Raw genomic sequence first — 20,867 nt, 5'->3', positions numbered from 1 at the left:
CGCAGAGCTTAGACGACTTTCGCCGTCAGCACTTGCCGCGCACCTCGATCATTTGGCAGACCAGAAGATGTAGTCGGCTTGATATTTGACAACCTGTTTCTCGCCCTTGTTGGCGGCGGTGCACGCGCTGGCCGGGGCCACGCCGCCTTTGGTCGCGGTGCGCTGGATGTAGCTCACGCCCTGCATCGCGCCTTTGCCGTCGGCGGGATTGGCCTTGACCAGTTGGTAGGGGATGTCGCCTTTGCTGGCTGGGGATACGGCGACCTGGGTGCCGGTGACTTTCGAACCATCCTTGGCCTGCCAGGTTGCAGGTGGGCCAAAGTAGTCGCCGACTGCTTTTCCCTTGCGGTCATTGAGCACGGCTTTGGGGCCAACGAAGAACCACTCGGTCTGGCCGGCGGCATCTACCTTGTCGCGGCACTCGTAGGTGATCTCACCTACGCCGACGGTTTCCATCATCACTTTGTTGCCGTCCGGTACCTTGACTGCATCCGGCAGGCCCATTTGCGCCTGGGCGGTCTGCATGAACAGAGACAGGCCGCCGATGGCCAGGGAAGCGCTGATCAGGCTGAGAGTACGTTTGCCATTCATGGTGTATCTCCTGGTGAGTAACCGAGTGGCAGCGATGGGCTGCTGAAAGTACTACCCCCCAGCAACGGGTTTGGATGCAGCCTGATGAAAATAATTTTTCCCAGTGTGCTCAATCATCTGCAAGGTAAAAAAATCGAACTCGCCCCCCGACTTGCTTGCCCACTTCCTAGTCAGTGAAAATTTCCCGCAAGGAGACAGCAATGCCCAGTTCAGATGGCAAAATCCGCTACGCAGTAGTTGGCGGTGGTTCGATCTCGCAGGGCGCATTCATGCCTGGGGTTGGCCAGACCGACAATTCGACCCTCGCCGCATTGGTGACCGGCGACCCCGAAAAAGCCCGCCAATTGGCCAGCCGCTACCAGCTCAAGGCCTGGGCCTACACCGACTACGCAGCACTGCTTGCCTCCGGTGAAATCGATGCGGTGTACGTTGCCACGCCCAACTTCCGCCATCGCGAATTCGTCATCCCGGCGTTGGAAGCCGGCGTCCACGTGCTGTTGGAAAAACCCATGGCGGCCAGCGATGACGACTGCGTGGCCATGCGCGATGCAGCGCAACGCACGGGGACCAAATTGATGATCGCCTACCGCTTGCACTGCGAGCCGGGTACCTTGGAGATGATCGAGCGGGTGCATAGCGGCGAGTTCGGCCAGCCGCGTCTGTTCACATCGATCTTCACCCAGACCGTCAAACCGAGTAATCATCGCGCCCACAGCGGCTTTGCCGCCGGCCCGGTGGCGGACATGGGCCCGTATCCGCTGAACATGGTGCGCCAGCTGTTCAATGCCGAGCCGATTGAGGTAAGTGCGATAGGCAGCCATTCGCCTGGCAGCCAGATTGACACCTGGGACACCGTCAGCGTGTCGCTGCGTTTTCCTGAAGAGCGCCTGGCGCAGTTCACCGTCAGCTACTGCCTGCCCGATTCCGAGCGCTTCCAGCTGCTCGGCACTGAGGGCGAAATCGAAGCATCGCCGTGTTATGGCTACGGCGAAGATGTCGCGATCAGCTACCGCGCCACCCTCGATGACACCACCCGCGTGCATGTGCATCCGGTGGTGGATCAATTTGCCGGCGAGACCGCGTACTTTTCCGACTGCATCCTCAACGACCAGGCGCCGGAGCCGGATGCCGAGGAGGGCTGGCGTGATGTGCGCGTGGTCATGGCCATCGAACGCGCGTTGGTCACCGGCGAGGCGCAGACGCTCGAGCCGCTGCCGGCCAGGCGTTTGCCGCAGCGTGATCAGCGCCGTGCGTTTGCCCTCGCCGAAGTGCCGCCGTATGTGAATACGGAATCGCCTACCGAGTAAGCCCGTTCGAAAGCCACCAGCTGCTCGCGCTGCGACCATCTGGGCCATGGGGTCAGGATTTGGGGCTCCGGTTTGAGATCGCCGGGGCCGCTGCGCGACCCTTTCGCGACACGAGGCCGCTCCTACATGGATGGTGCCGTGCAGAATTTTTTGGGTATAGAGCAAAATCATGGTGTACGCCGTCCTGTAGGAGCGGCCTCGTGTCGCGAAAGGGCTGCGCAGCGGCCCCTACGATCTAACGATAGATGCAATTCTAGAGGCTTTACCTCACGGGCAACCGCCTTTTGGGTTGCGCGCGGCCTGGTTGATCCGCGCAGCAAGCTGCTGCAGATTGTGCTGATGAGCCGTGACCAGCGCATCGATAGCGCCGCCTGCCTGGGTCTGAATGATGCTGCGACATTCAAGGCTGCTGCCAGCGTTAGCGCGCAGGCGCCATTTGGCATCCAGCAAGGCGTATTGACTGGGCACCGAATCAAAGCGCTGGACGATGATCCGTACCGAGCTCTTCTGGCCCGGCACGCCGCTGCTCAGTTGCTCGGCGAGGGCGCTGCGCATTTCGTCGGCCAGGCTGGCGCCCCACCATTGCGTTTCCAGAATGGCCAGGCCGCTGGCGCCTTGGCGAATCACGATCTGGGCGCGGTCGACCTGCGCAGGTACGCTGACGCTTTCGATGGCGATCTCGCTGCCGGCCGGGGAGCGGCTGACCTGGGTCGGCATCAGGGTGTGGAACTGGATCGGCTCGCTGCGACACGCCGCCAGCAGCGCCAGCGTGATGAGCAGCATGAGCTTGCAGGGTGAAGTCATGGCTATCGCTCCGGGTCAGTTGCGCGGCGGGCCTTGCAGGTCGATCGGTGGCGCGTTGCTTGGTCGACCCCGGATCAACGCCTCCGGGTTACGCCCCAGGTAATCGGACAGATCGCGCAACGAGCGCGACATGCGCCCCAGTTCGTCGAGGGTCTCGCTGAGCTTCTCACGCTGCGGCGAGTCTTCGGCGAGCGTGGCGCTGGCCGACTGCAAGGTCTTGCTGACATCCGCCAGGGTGCTCTGCACCCCCGGCAGGGTGCGGCTGTTGAACTGCATCAGGCCTTTGCGCAGCTCGACCAGGTTGCCGTCGAGGTTGCCGGCGATGCGTTCAACCGGCAGCTTGTTGATCTTCTCCAGCATCGCCTGCAGCTGTTCCTGGAGGATCTCCAGGCTGCCGGGCAGAGTCGGGATCGCAATCGGCCTGGCGTTCAGATCGAAGGTGACCTTGGGCGCCTTGGGGAAGAAGTCCAGGGCGATATACAGCTGTCCGGTAAGCAGGTTGCCATTGCGCGCCTGCGCACGCAGGCCGTTGGCGACGAACGAGCTGAATACCTGGGCGGTCGCGGTGATGTCATCCGGATCATGCTTGAGCGCCTTGAGCATCTTTTTGTGCGCCTGCCCCAGCCGCTGCGCATACACCACGATACCGACGTTGATCGGGAAGCTGCGTTGCACTTCATCAAAGTCCAGATTGACCGAGACCACCCGGCCGATCTCGATACCGAGAAACTCCACCGGCGCGCCCACTTTGAGGCCGCGCATGGCCTGGTCGAAACGCAGTGTCAGGTACTGCGCTTTGCCGCTTGGCGGGGCCAGCGCGGTTTGCTGATCGTCGAACAGCTCATAGGTGCGGTCTTCGGCGGCGGCGGTATCGTTGGGGCTGTATTCCGGTGCGCGGAAGGCGATGCCGCCAACCAGCAGGGTCGACAGCGACTCGGTCTTGATCGCCACACCGTTGGCGCCGACGTTGACGTCGATGCCGCTGGCGTTCCAGAAGCGCGTGTTGTCGGTGACATAGGCGTCGTTGGGGGCGTGGATGAACACTTCGATATTGACCCCTTTGCCGTCGGCGTCCAGCGCGTAGGCGACTACCTGGCCGACAGGGATCTTGCGGTAGTACACCGGCGAGCCGATATCCAGCGAGCCGAGGTCGTCGGTGTGCAGGGTGAAGCGCTTGCCAGGTTCGCCATAGGTGATCGGCGGCGGGTTTTCCAGGCCCTTGAAGTGCTTGGCGCGGCCTGCCGCCTGGCCGATGTCTGCGCCGATATAGTCGCCCGAGAGCAGCGTATCGATACCGGACACGCCGCCGGCGCCAATGCGCGGGCGCACCACCCAGAACTGCGAGTCTTCGCGGGTGAAGCCCTCGGCTTGCTTGTCCAGCTGGACCGTGGCGTTGACGCTGCGTTGATCATCGCTCAGAGCCACCGCCGAGACGTGGCCGATGACCACGCTGCGGTATTTGACTTCGGTCTTGTTCGCCACCAGGCCACTGCCGGTCTTGAAGTTGAGGGTGATGGTCGGGCCTTCCTGCAGTTTGCTGTGAATCACCAGTGACAGGCCGACCAGTACCGCCACCAAGGGGACCAGCCACACCAGTGACACGCTGAAGCGGCGCGTCTTGATCGGTGGCGGGCCCGGCTTTGCCGGTGTTTCAGTGGCGGGTGACTTCATCCATGGCCTCCTCGGGGGCTGCTTGCCAGATCAGACGCGGGTCGAAGCTCATCGCCGCGAGCATGGTGAACACCACCACCAGGCCAAAGAACAGTATCCCCACGCGCGGCTCGATATCGCCCAGCGCCTGGAACTTGACCAGCGCTGCAACCAGCGCCACTACCAGCACGTCGAGCATCGACCAGTAGCCGATCAACTCGACAAACCGGTACAACTGCGAACGCTCGCGGCACGCCCACTGGCTGCGCCGCTGTACGGTGATCAGCAGCAGCGACAGCGCGACGAACTTGACCCCTGGCACCGCGATGCTCGCGATGAAGATGATCAGCGCGATGTCCCACGCGCCGTGCGCCCAGAACTCCAGCACGCCGCTCATGATGGTGCTGTCGGCACCGTCGCCGAGCATGGTCGTGTTCATCACCGGCAGCAGGTTGGCCGGGATGTAGAACACCAGCGCGGCCAGCATGAACGCCCAGGTGCGGGCCAGCGAGTTGACCTTGCGCCGGTGCAGGGGGGCGTCGCAGCGCGGGCAACTGTGTGGCTCGTCGCGCATGTCGCAGGCCAGGCCGCAGCTGTGGCACAGGCACAGGTTGAGCTCGTCGGCTGTTGGCGGGCGGTTCATGGCAGCGCCCACAGTTCGCGGATATCGCGACCAGCGATGCGGATCAGCAGCAGGCTCAGGGCAGCGAGGGCGAACAGGCCGATACCGGGCAGCACCGCCAGCATTCCGGCCAACTTGAACACCGCGACCATGGCGCCGAGCAGGCAGACTTCGAGCATGCTCCACGGGCGCAGGGTTTCCAGCCAGCGCATGCACAGTTTGAACGCCGGGGCGCGGCGCTGGCTGAGGGCAAAGGCCAGCACCCAGATCAGCAGTATCAACTGAAACGCCGGGGCGATGATGATGGCGATAGCTGCGACCATGGCGATGAAGGTGATCGGGCCCTGGCTTAGCGCCAGCACCGAGTCCCACAGGGTGGCGCTGTTTTTCAAGCCTTGCAGGCTGATGCTCATGATCGGATAGAAGTTGGCGAACAGCCACAGCATGGCTGCGGTAATGGTCAGCGCCAGGCGTTGCTCGACCGTCAGGCCGTTGTAGCGCTCCAGCACGCCGGCGCAGCGCACACACAAGGACTTTTGATGTTTGCCGAGCACAACCTGCTGGTAAACGCAGTCGCAGTGCTCGCAAATGATCAGCTGGGCGGTGCTGGCCATGGTCGCCATCGCTTGAGGCAGGGTTAAGTGAATATAGAAGTGCTGGCTTATTCGGCAACTTTTTCCTGGAACAGATCAACTGCCACAGGGTGACCCCGGCTGAACCTCGACCCAACCCAGCAACTCCACTGGTTGACGGACCGACACGGGGGAAGGGGCTGATGATTTATCTGGGTTGTGCCGGCTGGAGCATCTCACGTACTTACGCTGCACAGCTGGCAGGCGAGGGCAGCCATCTGCAGCGCTACGCCCGCCAGCTCACGGCGGTAGAGATCAACAGTTCATTCTATCGACCGCATCGCCCAGCTACCTATGCGCGCTGGGCTGGCGCGGTGCCGCCGGGGTTTCGCTTTTCGGTCAAGCTGCCGCGGGCCATCAGCCATGAGCGGCGTCTGGTCGATTGCGCGCAAGCTTTGGCTGAGTTCTTTGCGCAGTGCACGGCGCTCGGGGCAGCGCTGGGTTGCGTGCTGGTGCAACTGCCGCCGTCGTTGGCGTTCGAGCCGCTGCTGGTGGAGCGTTTCATGGCTGATGTGCGCAAGGTTTATCCAGGGCCGGTGGCATTAGAGGCGCGCCATCCCAGCTGGGGCGAAGCTGCGCCACTGATGGAGCAGTTGCATGTGGCACTGGTCGCCGCAGACCCGGCGCGCTTTGCCCTGGACGCGCAGCCGCGTGGCTGGCCAGGCCTAGCATACTGGCGCCTGCATGGCTCACCGCGTACCTATTTCAGCGATTACCCCAGCACCTGGCTGCAGGCGCTGGCGCCGCGGTTGCTGGCCCGCGACGAGGCAGGCGCGGCCACCTGGTGCATTTTTGACAACACGGCAGGCGATGCAGCCCTGGGCGATGCCCTTGAACTGCAAACGCTACTGGGCCGTTGAGCGCAGCACGCTTTGCAGAAACGGCGCCGTCCGGCTGTGCTTGCAGCGGGCAACCTCAGCGGGCACGCCGCTGGCAACCACCTGACCACCCGCAGTGCCGGCGCCGGGGCCGATGTCGATGACCCAGTCGCTCTGCGCCACCACGCGCATGTCATGCTCGACCACCACCACCGTGTGCCCGCCGTCGACCAGCCGGTTCAGCTGCAGCAGCAGCCGGTCAACGTCCTGCGGGTGCAGGCCGTTGGTGGGCTCATCCAGCACATACAGGGTGGCGCCGCGGGCGCTGCGTTGCAGCTCGGTGGCCAGCTTGATCCGCTGTGCTTCACCGCCAGACAGCTCGGTGGCCGGTTGGCCGAGGCGCAGATAACCCAGACCGATATCGGCCAGCACCTGCAAGCTGCGCCGCACGGGCGGCTGTTCGGCAAACACCTGCAGCGCTTGTTCGACGGTCATGCCGAGCACATCCGCAATGCTCATGCCCTGCCAGGTCACGGCCAGCGTTGCCGGGTTGTAGCGGGCGCCGTGGCAGGTCGGGCAGGGCGCGTAGACGCTGGGCATGAACAGCAACTCGACGCTGACAAAACCTTCGCCTTCGCAGGTTTCACAACGGCCCTTGGCAACGTTGAACGAGAAACGTCCGGCGTCGAAGCCTTGCGCCTTGGCCTGTTCGGTCGCGGCAAACAGCTTGCGGACGTGATCGAACAGCCCGGTGTAGGTGGCCAGGTTAGAGCGCGGGGTACGCCCGATCGGCTTCTGGTCGACCTTGACCAGCCGCTTGATCGCCTCGAGGCCGGCGACGATGCGGCCACTGCTGGCCTGCTCAGGCTCGTCTTCCAGGCTCTGTTCGTCAGGCTCCGCTGCCTGCTCCGGCTGGCCGAGGTGAGCGCTGACCAGTTCCAGCAGCGCCTGGCTGACCAGGCTGGACTTGCCCGAGCCGGAAATCCCGGTAACCGCCGTGAAGCAGCCCAGCGGGAATTGCGCGCTGAGGTCTTGCAGGTTGTTGCGGGTAACCCCCTCAAGCGCCAGCCAACCCTGCGCGGCTCTGGGTTCCTGGTTGTCCGACGTGGCCTCGGCGAACAGATAAGCGCGGGTGCACGACTGCTCGATCTCGGCCAGGCCCGCTGGCGGGCCGCTGTAGAGAATCTGCCCACCGTGCTCGCCGGCGGCTGGGCCCACATCGATCAGCCAGTCGGCGCGGCGCATGGTGTCCAGGTCGTGCTCGACCACAAACACTGAATTACCGCTGCTTTTCAGCCGTTGCAAGGCCGCGTACAGCGCCTCGCTATCAGCCGGGTGCAAGCCGGCGGAGGGTTCGTCGAGCACGTAGATCACGCCGAACAGTTGCGAGTTGAGCTGAGTGGCCAGGCGCAGCCGCTGCAGTTCACCGGACGACAGCGTAGGTGTGCTGCGTTCCAGCGCCAGATAACCAAGGCCGAGGTCGATCAGGGTGTTGATCCGTTCCAGCAGTTCAGCGGCGATGCGCTGCGCGGCCAGGCGTTTCTCCAACGACAGATTGGGCGTGTGGCGCACATCCGGGCCGCCGCTGTGCGCCGGCTCTCCCTTGGCCGCCCGTTGCTGACGAGCCTCGCGGGTTTGCTGGTGGGAGAGGGTAGCGCCGCTTTGCTCTGCATTGGCCAGGTACTCAGGGTTGGCCACTGTGCGCAATACCACCGCCAGGTCCTGCAACGGCAGTTGCGACAGCTCGGCAATGTCTAGGCCGGCGAAGGTGACGGTGAGGGCTTCGCGCTTGAGGCGTTTGCCGGCGCACAGCGGGCATGCGCTGGGGCGCATGTACTGGCTGACACGCTTGCGCATCTGCGCGCTTTGCGAGTGCATGAAGGTGTGCAGCACATAGCGTTTGGCGCCGCTGAACGTACCTTGATAACTCGGCTCCAGCTTGCGCTTGAGCGCTGTGCGGGTCTGCTCGGGAGTCAGCCCGGCGTACACCGGCACAGTCGGGGTTTCCTCGGTGAACAGGATCCAGTCACGCTGTTCTTGCGGTAGATCGCGCCATGGCCTGTCGATGTCGTAGCCGAGGGTGACGAGGATATCGCGCTGATTCTGCCCGCCCCAGGCCAACGGCCAGGCCGCCACCGCACGCTCGCGGATAGTCAGAGAAGGATCGGGCACCATGCTCGCCTCGGTGACTTCATAGACGCGGCCCAGGCCATGGCACTCCGGGCAAGCGCCCTGCGGCGTATTCGGCGAGAAGTCCTCGGCGTACAGCATTGGCTGCCCGTCGGGGTAGCTGCCGGCGCGCGAGTAGAGCATGCGGATCGAACTCGACAAGGTGGTCACGCTGCCGACCGAGGAGCGCGCACTGGGGCTGCCGCGTTGCTGCTGCAGCGCCACCGCCGGCGGCAAGCCTTCAATGGCGTCGACATCGGGTACGCCGACCTGATCGATCAAGCGCCGTGCGTAAGGCGCTACCGATTCGAAATAACGCCGCTGCGCTTCTGCATACACAGTGGAAAACGCCAGCGAGGATTTGCCTGAGCCGGACACCCCGGTAAACACCACCAGCGCGTCGCGAGGGATGTCGACGTCGACGTTCTGCAAGTTGTGCTCACGGGCGCCGCGCACGCTGACGAAGCCGGTAAAGGCGTGCTCTGGGGATGTGCTGCTTGGGGGCATGGGGGACGGTCCTGATCTGCTGGGAATTACACCTAATGGGTAGACCGCATCAGCCAATGGCCGTGCGGATCCGTTTCAAACCCGGCTTGAGTCAGTAGTTTTTCTACTGGCTGGCGTGAATATTCATGACTGCTGACGAGGCGGTTGCCGGGTGTAGCCTGAATGCGTCATCACTCTCTCACCAGGAGCAATCATGTCAGCAGACAAAGTAGCCATCATCACCGCCGGCGGCACCGGCATGGGCGCCGCCGCCGCCCGAAGACTGGCCGCCGACGGCTTTCGCGTCGCGATCCTGTCCTCTTCCGGCAAAGGCGAGGCCCTTGCCGCCGAGCTAGGGGGTATCGGCCTGACCGGCAGCAATCAGTCCCCTGCCGATCTGCAAGCATTGGTCGATGCGGTCATGGCCAAATGGGGCCGCGTCGACGTGCTGGTCAACAGCGCAGGCCACGGCCCACGGGCGCCAATTCTGGAGCTGACCGATCAGGACTGGCAGCTTGGCATGGAGACCTACCTGCTCAATGTGGTCCGACCCAGTCGCCTGGTTACGCCGATCATGCAGCGCCAGCAAGGTGGCGTGATCATCAATATTTCTACCGCCTGGGCTTTTGAACCCAGCTCTCTTTTCCCGACTTCAGCGGTATTCCGCGCAGGGCTGGCCGCCTTCACCAAGATTTTTGCCGACGAATTTGCCGGCGATAACGTGCGCATCAACAACGTCCTGCCCGGCTGGATCGACAGCTTGCCCAGCACCGAGCAACGCCGCGACAGCGTACCGCTCAAGCGCTATGGCACCAGCGAAGAAATCGCCGCCACCGTGGCATTTCTGGCCAGTGAAGGCGCCGCCTACATTACCGGGCAGAACATCCGCGTCGACGGCGGCATTACCCGCAGCCTGTAACCGCTGAGCAGGCCATGGGCAACTGCGCAGGAACCCCTCGGCGCTGCGCTGACTCAACCGGGAAACCAGCGCCGGGTAACTGCCAATGAATGTCTTCGATGCCTCCTTGCAGCCACAGGATGAACAGCGGATCTCGGCACTGTCGGGGTGGTATCAGCTGCTGGAAGACCGCCAGCAGCGCATGGACTGCCCCGACACCTATCACGAGCGGCTGCTGTATCAGGCTGACGAAATGGACCGCCTAGGTCTGGTGACCTGGCAAGAGTGGCGTGACCTGAGACTGGAAGCAGACAAGGCCTATCTCTGGGCCGTGCACGGTGGCGACTACCGCAACTGACTGTGCAACGGGGCCGCAAGGGCCCCGCAGGCATAGCTTAAACGGCGGGGCTAGGCTGCCCTGTCGGCACCTCGTCATGCAGTGAAACCCGCGATGTCTCCGGCAGCGCCAGGCCGCCGATCAAGGCCAGCAAGGCGATCACCACCAGATAAAACGCAGGGGCCAGGCTGCTGCCGGTCTGGCCAATCAGCCAGGTCGCTACCAGCGGCGCGGTGCCGCCGAACAGCGTGTAGGCAACGTTATAGGTGATCGCCGAGGCGGTGTATCGAGTGCGGGTGGGGAAGCTTTCCGAGAGCAGTGCGGCAGTGACTACGCCACTCATCAGCGCCCCGACCGCCAGTAGGATCACGCCGAGCAACGCGCCGGACATCGACCCCGAACTCGCCAGCCAGTAGGCCGGGAACACCGCAATCATCACCCACAGGCAGGTGAAACCGATGGTCCTGCGCCGACCGATGCGGTCCGACAGCAACCCGGCCAGTGGGCAGCCGGCGGCGGCGAACAGCAGTGCCACAGTGGTCACCAGCAACGACTGCGCGCGGGTCAGGTTGCCGACCAGTTGCAGGTACGTGGCAAAGTAGGTGGTGAACATATAGAACGACAGCGCCGTCAGCGAAATGAACGCGCCTAGGTTGCGGATCGCCCGGCCGTGATTGCGCAGGGTCTGCTTGAGCGGCGAATGGCTGTGCACCTTGCCTTCGGCGATGGCCGCGCGGAATGCTGGGGTTTCCTCCATGCGCCAGCGCAGGTAGAGACCGACCAGGCCCAAGGGCGCCGCGATCAGAAACGGCACACGCCAGCCCCAGCTGTTCATCGCCTCACTGCTCAGGTTTGCCTCGAGGGCGTAGGCGATCACTGCTGCGCAGGCAAACGCCGAGAAGGTCGACACCGGCACGAAGCTGCCATAGAACGCGCGTCTGTTTTGCGGCGCGTGTTCCATCAGATAAGCGCACGCACCGGCGTACTCGCCACCCGCGGAAAAGCCTTGCAGGCAGCGCGCCAGGGTCAGCAACAGCGGCGCTGCGATGCCGATGCTGGCGTAGGTGGGCAGCAAGCCGATCAGGGTGGTCGAGCCCGCCATCAGCAGAATGGTCATCGACAACACGCGTTTGCGCCCGAGCCGATCTCCCAAAGCACCAAACACGATGCCGCCCAATGGCCGCAAGGCAAAGGCCACGGCGAACACGGCAAAGGTCTTGAGCAGACCGGCGCCGGGGTCGGAGCTGGCGAAGAACTGGCTGGCGATCAGCGTCGCGAGGAAGCCGTAGACGGCAAAGTCGAACCACTCGACGAAATTGCCAACGGCCGAGGCCGCGATGACCCGGCGCAAGGTGGCCGGTGATACCTCATGGGAAGTGGACATGCGGATACGCTCCGATTTGCCATGGCAGCCTGATTGAAAGTGCCGCAGTCGGGCCGCAGCATCGTTGTTATGGCTACCAGTAGATCGGCAGGTTGCGCCGCGCGCATATTTGGGGGCGACACTGAGCTATCTGTTTCAACCAGCAGGCAAGCGGTTGCGCCGGCCTAGACCGGGAACACCACGCCGGTGCGCGAAGCGGCGTTGCGGATATGCTCCTGCATGGCCCGCTGCGCGCCCAGTTGCGAGCGTCGGGCCAGGGCACGGAGGATCTTGCTGTGCTCCTGCCAGGTTTCCATGGCCCGCTCCGGGCGAATGAACGGCAGCTTCTGGCTTTCCAGGAAGATGTCCTGGCTGGCGGTGATCACATGCAGCATGGCGCGGTTGCCGGCGGCCTGCAGCAGCGCCTGATGGAAGGCAAAGTCCAGCCGCGCTGCTGCCTCGAAGTTACCCGCACGCAGCTCCTGGCGCATGGCCTCGACATTGGCGGCAAGCCGGTCGAGGTCGTCGGCCGTCAGGTTCAGCGCCGCCTGCCCGGCGGCGAAGCCCTCAAGTGCATAGCGCAGTTGGAAGGTGTCGGCGGCAGACACCTGCTCGGCGTACGGCCAGCTGAAACCCACCGGTGTAGCCGGCACTGGAGCCAGCACGAACACGCCCTTGCCGGGCTGCACGCTGACCAGGCCCAACGCGCTGAGGGTTGACAGGGCCTCACGCAACGAAGCCCGGCTGACCCCCAGTTGCTCGGCCAGATCGCGCTGCGAAGGCAGGGCGTCACCGGGCAGATAACCACCGTCATCGATCAGTTTGCGGATTGCCTGCAAGGCGATTTCCGGGACGGCGCGGGGGAGGGTATCGAGCATGCAGTTCAGACCGGTCAGAGGGCAGGGTTCGACCCTTTTACGGGCAATGCGCGGCGCTGGCAAGCCTTGCTCCGTGCTGGCGCAGGCTCAACCGGCCTTGCACAAATGCGGGGCGCAGCTCGCTGCTCCGGCCTGATTCACCAGGCAACTGTTCAGACCAGTAAGACCGTGGCGCAGACGGGCTGGCCAGCTTTTACGAGGTCTGGCGAGCTTTCTGGCATGGCCCGTGCACTTGTCCTGGTAACTGCCTGTTCAGTTGCCCACTCTGACCCTGCGAGGCTCGTGCATGACCAAGTTCCGTACCCTGTTTCTGGCTACCGTGTTCTGCGGCGGTGCCCTTGGCGCAGTTCAGGCCCAGGCCGATGCGCTGGCCGATATCACTGCCCGCGGCGTATTGAAAGTCGCTGTGCCGCAAGACTTCCCACCGTTCGGTTCGGTCGGCCCTGATCTCAAACCGCGCGGCCTGGACATCGACACCGCGCAGCTGCTGGCCGACAAGCTTGGGGTCAAGCTGGCACTGACGCCGGTCAACAGCACCAACCGTATCCCGTTCCTCACCACCGGCAAGGTTGATCTGGTGATCTCCAGCCTGGGCAAGAACCCGGAGCGGGCGGCGGTGATCGACTTCTCCAAACCCTACGCACCGTTCTACCTGGCGGTGTTCGGCCCCGCCGAGACCAAGATCGACAACATCGATGCCATCGCCGGCAAGACCATCAGCGTCACCCGCGGCTCGATCGAAGACATGGAGCTGTCGGCAGTGGCGCCAAAGGGCGCAACCATCAAGCGCTTTGAAGACAACAACTCTACCATTGCCGCCTACCTGGCCGGGCAGGTCGAGCTGATCGCCAGTGGCAGTGTGGTCATGGCCGTGATCGCCGAGAAGAACCCGGCCAAGGTGCCGGTACTCAAGGTCAAGCTCAAGGACTCGCCGGTGTATGTCGGCCTGGCCAAACAGGAGCCGGCACTGCTGGACAAGGTCAACGCCACGCTGGATGCAGCCAAGGCTGACGGCAGCCTCAATCGCAATGCGGAAAAATGGCTGAAGCAGCCGCTTCCGGCTGACCTTTAAGCCGCGCCTGGAGTTGCTGTTCGATGGCCTATCAATTTGATTTCGCCCCGGTGCTGGCCCAGGCTGACCTGCTCCTCAAAGGGGCGCTGTTCACCCTGCAACTGACGCTGGTCGGTACCGTGCTGGGGCTGGCCATCGGCGTGCTCGGCGCGGTGGTCCGGGCCTGGCGCCTGCAGCCGTTTTCTGCGGTGTTCGGGGTGTATGTGGAGCTGATCCGCAACACGCCGTTTCTGGTCCAGCTGTTTTTCATCTTCTTTGGCTTGCCGGCGCTTGGCGTGCGCCTGAGTGAATGGGAAGCGGCAGTGCTGGCGATGGTGATCAACCTCGGCGCGTATTCCACCGAGATCATCCGCGCCGGCATCATGGCCATCCCCAAGGGCCAGCTGGAAGCGGCTGCAGCGCTGGCCATGAGCCGCTTCGAGGCGTTTCGGCATGTGATTCTGCGACCGGCGCTGGCCAAGGTCTGGCCGGCGCTGAGCAGCCAGATCGTGATCGTCATGCTCGGCTCGGCGGTGTGTTCGCAGATCGCCACCGAGGAGTTGTCGTTCGCGGCCAACTTCATTCAATCGCGTAATTTCCGTGCGTTCGAGACTTACTTGCTGACCACCGTGCTGTACCTGGTCATGGCCATCGGCGTGCGGCAGGTGCTGGCCTGGCTTGGCCAGCGCTGGCTGATGGGGAGACGCTGATGGACTTCACCTTGTGGGATATCGTCCGCAACCTGCTAACCGGTTTGCAATGGACCTTGTTGCTGTCGCTGGTGGCGTTTGTTTGCGGGGGCATTGCCGGCTTGCTGTTGCTGCTCGCGCGGATTTCCGAGAACCCTTATCTGCGCGGCCTGGCCCGGGGCTATATCGAGTTGTTCCAGGGCACGCCATTGCTGATGCAGCTGTTCATGGTGTTTTTCGGCATCGCGCTGTTCGGCATCGACGTTTCCGCGTGGATGGCAGCAGCCATCGCCCTGACGCTGTTTACCAGCGCGTTCCTTGCCGAGATATGGCGCGGCTGCGTCGAGTCCATCGGCCGTGGCCAGTGGGAAGCATCCGGCAGCCTGGCGCTGAGCCGGCTCGAGCAACTGCGCTATGTGATCCTGCCCCAGGCGATGCGCATCGCCATCGCGCCGACGGTGGGCTTCTCGGTGCAGGTGGTCAAGGGTACGGCGGTCACGTCGATCATCGGCTTCACCGAACTGACCAAGACCGGCGGCATGCTCGCCAACGCCACCTTCGAGCCGTTCCTGACCTACGGCCTGGTCGCCGTGGGCTACTTCATCCTCTGCTACCCGCTCTCGTTGAGCGCCCGTTATCTGGAAAGGAGGCTGCATGCCCCTGCTTAGAGTATCTGCGCTGCACAAGTATTACGGCGACAACCACGTGCTCAAAGGCGTTGACCTGAGCATCGAAGAGGGCGAAGTGGTCGCGATCATCGGCCGCAGCGGATCGGGCAAAAGCACCTTGTTGCGCACCCTCAACGGCCTCGAGTCGATCAGTGACGGCGTCATCGAAGTCGACGGCGAGTACCTCGACGCTGCCCGCGCCGACCTGCGCAGCCTGCGCCAGAAAGTGGGCATGGTGTTTCAGCAGTTCAACCTGTTCCCGCATTTGAGCGTCGGCGAGAACGTGATGCTGGCACCGCAGGTGGTGAAGAAGACCAGCAAGGGCGAAGCGCGGCAACTGGCTGAGCAGATGCTGGCGCGGGTTGGCCTGGGCGAGAAATTCGACGCCTACCCGGATCAACTCTCCGGTGGTCAGCAACAGCGAGTGGCGATTGCTCGGGCACTGGCGATGTCGCCGAAAGTGCTGCTGTGTGACGAGATAACTTCAGCGCTGGACCCGGAACTGGTCACCGAGGTGCTGGGCGTGGTGCGCCAGCTAGCCAAGGAGGGCATGACCCTGATCATGGTCACTCACGAGATGCGCTTTGCCCGGGAAGTGGGCGACAAGCTGGTATTCATGCACCAGGGCAAGGTGCATGAAGTGGGCAACCCGCGTGAGGTGTTCGCCGCACCGCAGACCGCCGAACTGGCCAACTTCATTGGTGCGGTGGCGCAAGCGTCCTGAGCGGCTCGACCCACTGACCAGATGGTGGCCGTGTTCTGCGATCTCAGGTTAGAGTGCGTGCTTGTGCCACTCACGGACCCTGTCATGGCCCAGAACATCTACGACACCCCTGCGTTTTTCGCCGGTTACAGCCAGTTGCCGCGTCAGACTCAGGGGCTCGCTGGCGCTCCCGAGTGGCCCACCTTGCGCGCCATGCTGCCTGCACTCGCCGGCAAACGTGTGGTCGATCTGGGTTGCGGCTTTGGTTGGGCGTCGCGCTGGATGCGCGAGCAAGGCGCGGCCTCGGTGCTAGGCCTGGACCTGTCGCAGAACATGCTCGCGCGTGCCCGGCACGATACCGATGATGCGGCGATCGAGTACCGTATCGCTGATCTCGAGAGCCTCACGCTGCCAGCAGCAGCGTTCGACCTGGCCTACAGTGCGCTGACCTTCCACTACATCGAAGACCTGCCACGCCTGATCGCAACGCTGTACCAGGCACTGCTGCCGGGCGGCCAGTTGGTGTTCAGCTGTGAACATCCGATCTACATGGCCGCTGCCGGCGCGCACTGGCAGCACGCCGAGAACGGCAGCCTGAGTTGGCCGGTGAGCCGCTACGCGGTTGAAGGCGAGCGGCGCAGTGACTGGTTTGCCGAAGGCGTGTTGAAGTATCACCGGACCTTGGCCAGCACGCTCAACAGCTTGATCGAGGCGGGTTTCCAGATTGCCCGGATCGAGGAGTTTGCACCAAGCCCTGAGCAGATCGAGGCCTGGCCGGCGCTGGCTGAAGAGCTTGAGCGGCCGATGATGTTGCTGGTCTCGGCGCGACGTTAAGGCTCCATCAGAAACGCACGTCCATGGCCAGTTCGAGCGTGCGCGGCGCGCCCATGTAGTACTGCAGGCCGTATGCCTGCTTGGCGTAGACCTCATCGGTGAGGTTGCGCACCCGTGCTGTCAGTGCGGTGTTCCGGTCGACCTGATAGCGCGCGAATGCACCGAACAGGGTATAGGCCGGTGCCTTCAAGGTATTGGCGTTGTCGGCGTAGACCGAGCCGACATAACGCCCGTCAACGCCCACCGACCAAGCCGTATCCAAGCTGTAGGTCAGCCACAGGTTGCCGACGTTGGCCGGCACGTTGACCGGCGCGTTGCCTTTGCGCGATACCGAGACGCCATTGGCGGCCTCGTTGAACTCATCGTACTGGGCATCGACATAGGCATAGTTGGCTTCTGCCAGCAGCGTTGGCGTGACCTGAAAGCGCCCAGCCAGTTCGATCCCGCGTGAAGTCTGCTGACCGGCTTGCACCGTCAGGTTGGGGTTGCTCGAATCGCGCACGGCAAAGTCCTTGCGCACGATCTGATACAGGGCAATGGTTGCCGCGCCGCGGCCCTCGAGAAAGTCGAACTTGCTGCCAGCTTCCCACTGCTCGCCCTTGGACAGATCGAACAGGCCGACGTTTGAGTAGGTGGCGGCGGCCAACGACCCGGCCGGCAGGTCGGCAGCGGTGCTGTACTGCAGGTACACGCTGGCGCTCGGCGTCAGTTCATAGGTCAGGCCGACCCGGCCGCTGAGCGGTTCCCAACGGCGTTCGAAGTAGGCCGGGCTGGTGGGCGAAACGGTGCCGTAGTTGTCCACCTGCATTTGCAGGTAGTCGTAGCGCAGGCCGGTGAGCAAAGCCAGGCGCTCGGTCAACTGCAGGCGGTTTTCAGCGAACACTGCGCGGTTGTCGATCTGGTGGCGGCGCTGGCGGGTGAGGCCAGCATTGACCCCCGGGATATCATCGAAACTGCCTGGGTCGAAATGGTCCGGGTCAACCACGTCGCTCCAGCTGCCAGCAGAGGGGTAGAGGTCCTGGCGCATGCGCGAATAGTCCAGGCCCAGCGCCCATTGGCTCGGCAGGCCAAACAGGCTGTTGGCGTGGCGCAGTTCGATACGGTCGCCCAATACTGTTTGCTCATGGCGTTGCAGGTACGGGCTGCCGCGCTGCACATTGCCGGCGGTGTTGTAGCTGTACCGCTCAAGGTTGCGGTAGTCGCGTTGGGCGTCGTAGTGGTACAGCGTGTTGTGCACGCTGGTGGCGTCACTGATCTGGTAGTCGAGCATTGAGCGCAACCAGCGCACGCGCTGTTCATAGCGGCCGTCGGCTACGTTGTAGTTCTCGAAACGGCGGCTGTTGTCGATCTTCATGGTGCTGCGCCCCGGCAGGATCGGCGCGCCCCAGTAGGGGCTGACTTCCTTGTCTTGCTGGTACTCGATGGCCAGCGTGTGGGTGAGGTCGGGGCTCAGGTCACTGAGCAAGGACAACGCCAGGCTATCGGTGTCGCGCTCATTGCGGTCGATGTAGCCGTTGCTGTGGCCGCGGCTGTAATCCAGGCGCACGAAGTGGTGGGCCTCGGCCGGGTTGCTGGCCAGCGCCTGATTGATACCGAAGGCGATTTGCGAATCGTCGAAGCTGCCATAGCGCAGGCGGCCATCGATGGTCTGCTGATCGCGGCTGGCCAGCTTGCTGATGTAGTTGATCGAGCCGCCGACTGCACCGGCGCCATGCAGGAACGACGACGGCCCGCCGATGAGTTCGACGCGGTCGATGACCCAGGCATCCACCGGGCGGGTGGCGCTGCTGTAGCCGAGGTTGATGCCGTTGAAGAGCTGGGTGACCTGGTTCTGGGTGAAGCCGCGGTAGCTGACAAAGCCGCCGTAGCCGGGGTTGGCCGAGGCGTTGACGCCGGTCATGGCGTTGATTACGTCCTGGGTGTCCTTGGCCCCGCGTTGCTCGATCACGCTGCGGTCTGAAACACTCACCGACGCGGGCGTTTGCCGCGCGGTCAGGCCGAGCTTGGAGCCGGTGCGGATCGGCTCGTCCAGTTGCAGGCCCGAGGGCGCTGCGCGGCTGGCGTCGATGCTGGTGGCGGTGAGTTCGATGGCCGAGTGGTCGGCCCAGGCGATACTGCAGGTGCTCGCCAGGAGCACCAGGGAAGTCTGGCGGATCATGTTGTTGTGGTTTCCACGCAAAAGTCATGGCTGAGCACACACCTGCGGGCAAGTGGCCCGGGCGGCTCAGACGAAGGTTGCTGGCGCTGCGTGGATCGCCGGGGAGGCGCGTGGGTTGAGGGCAGGGCGCACATAGCGTGGCGGTGGCTGGGCCCAGCTGCGCTCGACCATCGGCGACGGCGCGCTGCCGCGCAGGCGCTCGAACCACCAGCCGGCGCTGCTCGGTGCCGCGGCTTGAACGAACGAGGAGCACATCGGGCAGTCCAGCTGCGCCATGTGCTGATCACCGCTGGAGTCGTCAAGATCGATGGCGGGCCCGTGCTCGCTGGACAGCGAGCAGAAGCCGCCGTTGAGTCCCGACAGTTGCAGGCCGCTCATCTGGCCGTGGTGCAAACCGCAGATCAATAGGCTGAAGAGGACGCTGGCATACAGCGCCCAGGCAGTCAGCGCGCGGCTCTGGCGGGGGATTTTCATGGCGCTGAATCTACCATCAGCTCAGCATCGCCTGAGTGCTGACTGGCTGTGGTGGATTGTCGCACCTGCCATCCAGACGAAGCCGGCAGGACCGAATCATTATTCGAGCCTGCCGGCGTTTAACGTGCCATAGCCAGCGAATTAACCGCCGCCACCGCCGCCGCCTGCGCCGCTACCGCCTGCACCACCCGAGCCGCCGCTACCTGAACTGCCTGAGCCAGTGCCACTGCCGGAGCCGCCCATGCCGCCGCTGCCGCTGCCGCCGCTGCCGGTGCCACTGCCGCCGGTGCCGCCCTGATTGTCATCGCTGTCAGTGGTGCTGCCGCCGGTACCCATGCCGCTGCCACCGGTGCCGGTTCCGCTGCCGTTCATGGTGCCAGTGCCAGTGCCGTCACGCTGCATGGTGCCGGTGCCCGTGCCGTCGCTGTTCATGGTGCCCGGGCCAACGCCGGTAGCGCCGCCGGTCTGTGTGCTGGGTGCGTCATTGCCATTCATGCTGGTCGCGGCCATGGCCAGTGGCGCGGTGGCGCCCAGGCAGACTGCGAGACAAAGTGCATGCATCCGCTTCATGGTGTATCTCCCGTTCATGTGAGTACATGCGTTGGGCCTTGCCTCGTCGACGAGGGTGCCCCGGGACTGACGGACGGTGCCCGATCAACTGACGGCGGCAGCGCCATCAACGTAACGCTGATAAAACTCGAGAGTGGCGAGGTTCTTGTGCTTGGCCTCGAACATGATGTCGAAGTCGTCCATGAAACCCAGCGCGTAGCGGTTGGTCCAGTCGTTCCACATGTGCTCGCTGTGCTGGTACAGGTCACGCTTGTTGACCTGCTCCAGCAAGGCTGGAATCTCCAGCTTGTACTGTGCGGCAAAGCCCAATTCCTGCAGGCGCTCGGGTGGCTGCGAGTAGTGCATCACCGGGCGCACGCCGCGCCAGCTGGCGATGATCGGCGCCAGCCGTGGGTCGTCATGGGCGATGTAGTCGTTCTCGTGAATCCAGCAGTGATGGATATCCAGCACCACCGGCGCGAGATCGGCCAGGCCCAGGCAATCGTCGACGCCGTAGGTCTTTTCATCGTTTTCGAAGGTGATGACATTGCGTGCCTCCTGCGACAGCCGCGGCCACACGGCGCGCACCCCAGCGGCGCCCAAACGCCCGGCAATGTGCACGTTGCACTTGAAGTCCTGAAAGCGCTGGCCGTAGCCCATCATGCGGATCATGTCGGCGTGGTACTCGAACTCGGCCAGGCTGTTCTCGACCACGTCGGGGCGGTCCGAGCCGAGCACGCAGTACTGGCCGGGATGAAACGACAGGCGAATATCCGCGCTGCGAGCAAACGCGCCAATCGCGCCGAGGCGTGTCTGCAGGTCAGCCTGAACGGTCGGGTTGCGATAGAACTCAGCCACTTGCGGGTGGCTATAAAGCGGCAGCAGGTCGCTGCTCAAGCGCACCATGCGCAGGGTTGGCGGCAGTTCGGCAACATACGCCAGCAGGCGCAACTGGGCATCGAGGTTGTGCTCGACCAGCTCCAGCAGCTTTGCCGCGGCGGCCTCGACGCTGGCGCTGTTGAGCCAGCGCAAGGTCGTGGTGCGCGGGTTGAAGGCCTTTTCGATGGCCTCCAGTTCTTTGATCGAGAGGCTGCGATGCGGGTGGCGGTACATACAGGCAAAGCCCAGGCGGGGCATGGTCATCTCCGGGTCGACAGGGGGCTGCAGCTTGGACACCAGCGCCGTG

General features: G+C 63.8%; 21 protein-coding genes. 9 read left to right on the top strand and 12 right to left on the bottom strand.

The features are described from left to right. Positions 1-48: 48 nt before the first annotated feature. Complete coding sequence (locus ACQZ2L_RS09795; protein ID WP_181089267.1) at positions 49-591, bottom strand: DUF3455 domain-containing protein; 543 nt, start codon at positions 589-591, stop codon at positions 49-51. A gap of 200 nt (positions 592-791) precedes the next feature. On the opposite strand from ACQZ2L_RS09795, the gene ACQZ2L_RS09790 reads away from it, so the two are divergent. Then, on the top strand, positions 792-1,898 hold the full coding sequence (locus ACQZ2L_RS09790; protein WP_430325871.1) for a Gfo/Idh/MocA family protein: 1,107 nt from the start codon (positions 792-794) through the stop codon (positions 1,896-1,898). Positions 1,899-2,165: 267 nt separating this feature from the next. On the opposite strand, the gene ACQZ2L_RS09785 is transcribed toward ACQZ2L_RS09790, so the two are convergent. Genes ACQZ2L_RS09785 through ACQZ2L_RS09770 form a run of 4 tightly spaced genes read right to left on the bottom strand, consistent with a single transcriptional unit; the run spans position 2,166 to position 5,588 of the window. Then, the gene (locus ACQZ2L_RS09785; protein ID WP_430325870.1) at positions 2,166-2,702 is read right to left on the bottom strand and encodes a PqiC family protein; all 537 of its coding nucleotides are present in this window, start codon (positions 2,700-2,702) and stop codon (positions 2,166-2,168) included. 15 nt (positions 2,703-2,717) lie between these two features. Further along, the gene (locus ACQZ2L_RS09780) at positions 2,718-4,373 is read right to left on the bottom strand and encodes an intermembrane transport protein PqiB (RefSeq protein WP_430325869.1); all 1,656 of its coding nucleotides are present in this window, start codon (positions 4,371-4,373) and stop codon (positions 2,718-2,720) included. After that, entirely contained in the window at positions 4,354-4,995 is a 642-nt protein-coding gene (locus ACQZ2L_RS09775) for a paraquat-inducible protein A (protein ID WP_430325868.1), read from the bottom strand. The genes ACQZ2L_RS09780 and ACQZ2L_RS09775 overlap by 20 nt, the downstream gene beginning before the upstream one ends. Beyond that, positions 4,992-5,588 carry a paraquat-inducible protein A gene (locus ACQZ2L_RS09770; RefSeq protein WP_430325867.1) on the bottom strand — a complete coding sequence of 199 codons (597 nt, stop codon included), beginning with the start codon at positions 5,586-5,588 and terminating at the stop codon, positions 4,992-4,994. Before ACQZ2L_RS09770 ends, ACQZ2L_RS09775 begins: the two co-directional genes overlap by 4 nt. Positions 5,589-5,749: 161 nt before the next feature. Between ACQZ2L_RS09770 and ACQZ2L_RS09765 the strand changes: the two genes are divergently transcribed. Then, positions 5,750-6,466 carry a DUF72 domain-containing protein gene (locus tag ACQZ2L_RS09765; protein ID WP_430325866.1) on the top strand — a complete coding sequence of 239 codons (717 nt, stop codon included), beginning with the start codon at positions 5,750-5,752 and terminating at the stop codon, positions 6,464-6,466. Here the strand turns inward: ACQZ2L_RS09765 and ACQZ2L_RS09760 are convergent. Then, positions 6,452-9,100, bottom strand: a complete 2,649-nt coding sequence (locus ACQZ2L_RS09760) for an excinuclease ABC subunit A (RefSeq protein WP_430325865.1) — start codon at positions 9,098-9,100, stop codon at positions 6,452-6,454. The two genes, ACQZ2L_RS09765 and ACQZ2L_RS09760, sit on opposite strands and share 15 nt — an antisense overlap. Positions 9,101-9,293: 193 nt before the next feature. Between ACQZ2L_RS09760 and ACQZ2L_RS09755 the strand changes: the two genes are divergently transcribed. Together ACQZ2L_RS09755 and ACQZ2L_RS09750 are read left to right on the top strand one after the other, a co-directional pair. Beyond that, positions 9,294-9,998, top strand: coding sequence for an SDR family oxidoreductase (locus tag ACQZ2L_RS09755; protein ID WP_430325864.1), 705 nt, complete (start codon positions 9,294-9,296; stop codon positions 9,996-9,998). Positions 9,999-10,083: 85 nt separating this feature from the next. Continuing rightward, on the top strand, positions 10,084-10,335 hold the full coding sequence (locus tag ACQZ2L_RS09750; protein WP_430325863.1) for a hypothetical protein: 252 nt from the start codon (positions 10,084-10,086) through the stop codon (positions 10,333-10,335). Positions 10,336-10,372: 37 nt separating this feature from the next. Here ACQZ2L_RS09750 and ACQZ2L_RS09745 read toward each other — a convergent pair whose 3' ends face one another. Together ACQZ2L_RS09745 and ACQZ2L_RS09740 are read right to left on the bottom strand one after the other, a co-directional pair. Continuing rightward, positions 10,373-11,698, bottom strand: coding sequence for an MFS transporter (locus ACQZ2L_RS09745; protein ID WP_430325862.1), 1,326 nt, complete (start codon positions 11,696-11,698; stop codon positions 10,373-10,375). 164 nt (positions 11,699-11,862) lie between these two features. Continuing rightward, complete coding sequence (locus ACQZ2L_RS09740) at positions 11,863-12,555, bottom strand: FadR/GntR family transcriptional regulator (protein ID WP_101323040.1); 693 nt, start codon at positions 12,553-12,555, stop codon at positions 11,863-11,865. Between the two features lie 286 nt (positions 12,556-12,841). On the opposite strand from ACQZ2L_RS09740, the gene ACQZ2L_RS09735 reads away from it, so the two are divergent. The 5 genes from ACQZ2L_RS09735 to ACQZ2L_RS09715 all read left to right on the top strand — a co-directional run bounded on the left by ACQZ2L_RS09735 (position 12,842) and on the right by ACQZ2L_RS09715 (position 16,500). Further along, on the top strand, positions 12,842-13,627 hold the full coding sequence (locus ACQZ2L_RS09735) for a transporter substrate-binding domain-containing protein (protein ID WP_430325861.1): 786 nt from the start codon (positions 12,842-12,844) through the stop codon (positions 13,625-13,627). Positions 13,628-13,650: 23 nt separating this feature from the next. Next, positions 13,651-14,316 carry an amino acid ABC transporter permease gene (locus ACQZ2L_RS09730; RefSeq protein WP_430325860.1) on the top strand — a complete coding sequence of 222 codons (666 nt, stop codon included), beginning with the start codon at positions 13,651-13,653 and terminating at the stop codon, positions 14,314-14,316. Beyond that, positions 14,313-14,963: an amino acid ABC transporter permease gene (locus tag ACQZ2L_RS09725; protein WP_181089281.1), complete on the top strand. Its 651-nt coding sequence runs from the start codon at positions 14,313-14,315 to the stop codon at positions 14,961-14,963. Before ACQZ2L_RS09730 ends, ACQZ2L_RS09725 begins: the two co-directional genes overlap by 4 nt. Continuing rightward, positions 14,950-15,687: an amino acid ABC transporter ATP-binding protein gene (locus tag ACQZ2L_RS09720; protein ID WP_430325859.1), complete on the top strand. Its 738-nt coding sequence runs from the start codon at positions 14,950-14,952 to the stop codon at positions 15,685-15,687. Before ACQZ2L_RS09725 ends, ACQZ2L_RS09720 begins: the two co-directional genes overlap by 14 nt. 84 nt (positions 15,688-15,771) lie before the next feature. Beyond that, complete coding sequence (locus ACQZ2L_RS09715; RefSeq protein WP_430325858.1) at positions 15,772-16,500, top strand: class I SAM-dependent methyltransferase; 729 nt, start codon at positions 15,772-15,774, stop codon at positions 16,498-16,500. A gap of 7 nt (positions 16,501-16,507) precedes the next feature. Here ACQZ2L_RS09715 and ACQZ2L_RS09710 read toward each other — a convergent pair whose 3' ends face one another. The 4 genes from ACQZ2L_RS09710 to ACQZ2L_RS09695 form a co-directional block, all read right to left on the bottom strand. Beyond that, positions 16,508-18,658, bottom strand: a complete 2,151-nt coding sequence (locus ACQZ2L_RS09710; protein ID WP_430325857.1) for a TonB-dependent receptor — start codon at positions 18,656-18,658, stop codon at positions 16,508-16,510. Between the two features lie 66 nt (positions 18,659-18,724). After that, a complete protein-coding gene (locus ACQZ2L_RS09705) occupies positions 18,725-19,132 on the bottom strand; it encodes a DUF2946 family protein (protein WP_430325856.1) in 408 nt (135 codons plus the stop codon). A gap of 141 nt (positions 19,133-19,273) precedes the next feature. Further along, complete coding sequence (locus tag ACQZ2L_RS09700) at positions 19,274-19,702, bottom strand: hypothetical protein (RefSeq protein WP_430325855.1); 429 nt, start codon at positions 19,700-19,702, stop codon at positions 19,274-19,276. 84 nt (positions 19,703-19,786) lie between these two features. Continuing rightward, on the bottom strand, positions 19,787-20,818 hold the full coding sequence (locus ACQZ2L_RS09695; protein ID WP_430325973.1) for a UV damage endonuclease UvsE: 1,032 nt from the start codon (positions 20,816-20,818) through the stop codon (positions 19,787-19,789). Positions 20,819-20,867: the final 49 nt, after the last annotated feature.

Origin of the sequence: Pseudomonas shirazensis (genome assembly GCF_050496565.1) — a bacterium.
Lineage (GTDB): Bacteria > Pseudomonadota > Gammaproteobacteria > Pseudomonadales > Pseudomonadaceae > Aquipseudomonas > Aquipseudomonas shirazensis_A.
The sequence above is the reverse complement of the archived record's forward strand: the minus strand, read 5'-3'. Positions and strand labels throughout refer to the sequence as shown.

Coding starts and splice junctions, on each gene's coding strand:
- ACQZ2L_RS09695 (WP_430325973.1), bottom strand. CDS start 20,818: ATGCCCCGCCTGGGCTTTGCCTGTATGTACCGCCACCCGCATCGCAGC.
- ACQZ2L_RS09760 (WP_430325865.1), bottom strand. CDS start 9,100: ATGCCCCCAAGCAGCACATCCCCAGAGCACGCCTTTACCGGCTTCGTC.
- ACQZ2L_RS09730 (WP_430325860.1), top strand. CDS start 13,651: ATGGCCTATCAATTTGATTTCGCCCCGGTGCTGGCCCAGGCTGACCTG.
- ACQZ2L_RS09740 (WP_101323040.1), bottom strand. CDS start 12,555: ATGCTCGATACCCTCCCCCGCGCCGTCCCGGAAATCGCCTTGCAGGCA.
- ACQZ2L_RS09755 (WP_430325864.1), top strand. CDS start 9,294: ATGTCAGCAGACAAAGTAGCCATCATCACCGCCGGCGGCACCGGCATG.
- ACQZ2L_RS09700 (WP_430325855.1), bottom strand. CDS start 19,702: ATGAAGCGGATGCATGCACTTTGTCTCGCAGTCTGCCTGGGCGCCACC.
- ACQZ2L_RS09705 (WP_430325856.1), bottom strand. CDS start 19,132: ATGAAAATCCCCCGCCAGAGCCGCGCGCTGACTGCCTGGGCGCTGTAT.
- ACQZ2L_RS09735 (WP_430325861.1), top strand. CDS start 12,842: ATGACCAAGTTCCGTACCCTGTTTCTGGCTACCGTGTTCTGCGGCGGT.
- ACQZ2L_RS09770 (WP_430325867.1), bottom strand. CDS start 5,588: ATGGCCAGCACCGCCCAGCTGATCATTTGCGAGCACTGCGACTGCGTT.
- ACQZ2L_RS09780 (WP_430325869.1), bottom strand. CDS start 4,373: ATGAAGTCACCCGCCACTGAAACACCGGCAAAGCCGGGCCCGCCACCG.
- ACQZ2L_RS09720 (WP_430325859.1), top strand. CDS start 14,950: ATGCCCCTGCTTAGAGTATCTGCGCTGCACAAGTATTACGGCGACAAC.
- ACQZ2L_RS09750 (WP_430325863.1), top strand. CDS start 10,084: ATGAATGTCTTCGATGCCTCCTTGCAGCCACAGGATGAACAGCGGATC.
- ACQZ2L_RS09790 (WP_430325871.1), top strand. CDS start 792: ATGCCCAGTTCAGATGGCAAAATCCGCTACGCAGTAGTTGGCGGTGGT.
- ACQZ2L_RS09715 (WP_430325858.1), top strand. CDS start 15,772: ATGGCCCAGAACATCTACGACACCCCTGCGTTTTTCGCCGGTTACAGC.
- ACQZ2L_RS09710 (WP_430325857.1), bottom strand. CDS start 18,658: ATGATCCGCCAGACTTCCCTGGTGCTCCTGGCGAGCACCTGCAGTATC.
- ACQZ2L_RS09745 (WP_430325862.1), bottom strand. CDS start 11,698: ATGTCCACTTCCCATGAGGTATCACCGGCCACCTTGCGCCGGGTCATC.
- ACQZ2L_RS09785 (WP_430325870.1), bottom strand. CDS start 2,702: ATGACTTCACCCTGCAAGCTCATGCTGCTCATCACGCTGGCGCTGCTG.
- ACQZ2L_RS09765 (WP_430325866.1), top strand. CDS start 5,750: ATGATTTATCTGGGTTGTGCCGGCTGGAGCATCTCACGTACTTACGCT.
- ACQZ2L_RS09775 (WP_430325868.1), bottom strand. CDS start 4,995: ATGAACCGCCCGCCAACAGCCGACGAGCTCAACCTGTGCCTGTGCCAC.
- ACQZ2L_RS09795 (WP_181089267.1), bottom strand. CDS start 591: ATGAATGGCAAACGTACTCTCAGCCTGATCAGCGCTTCCCTGGCCATC.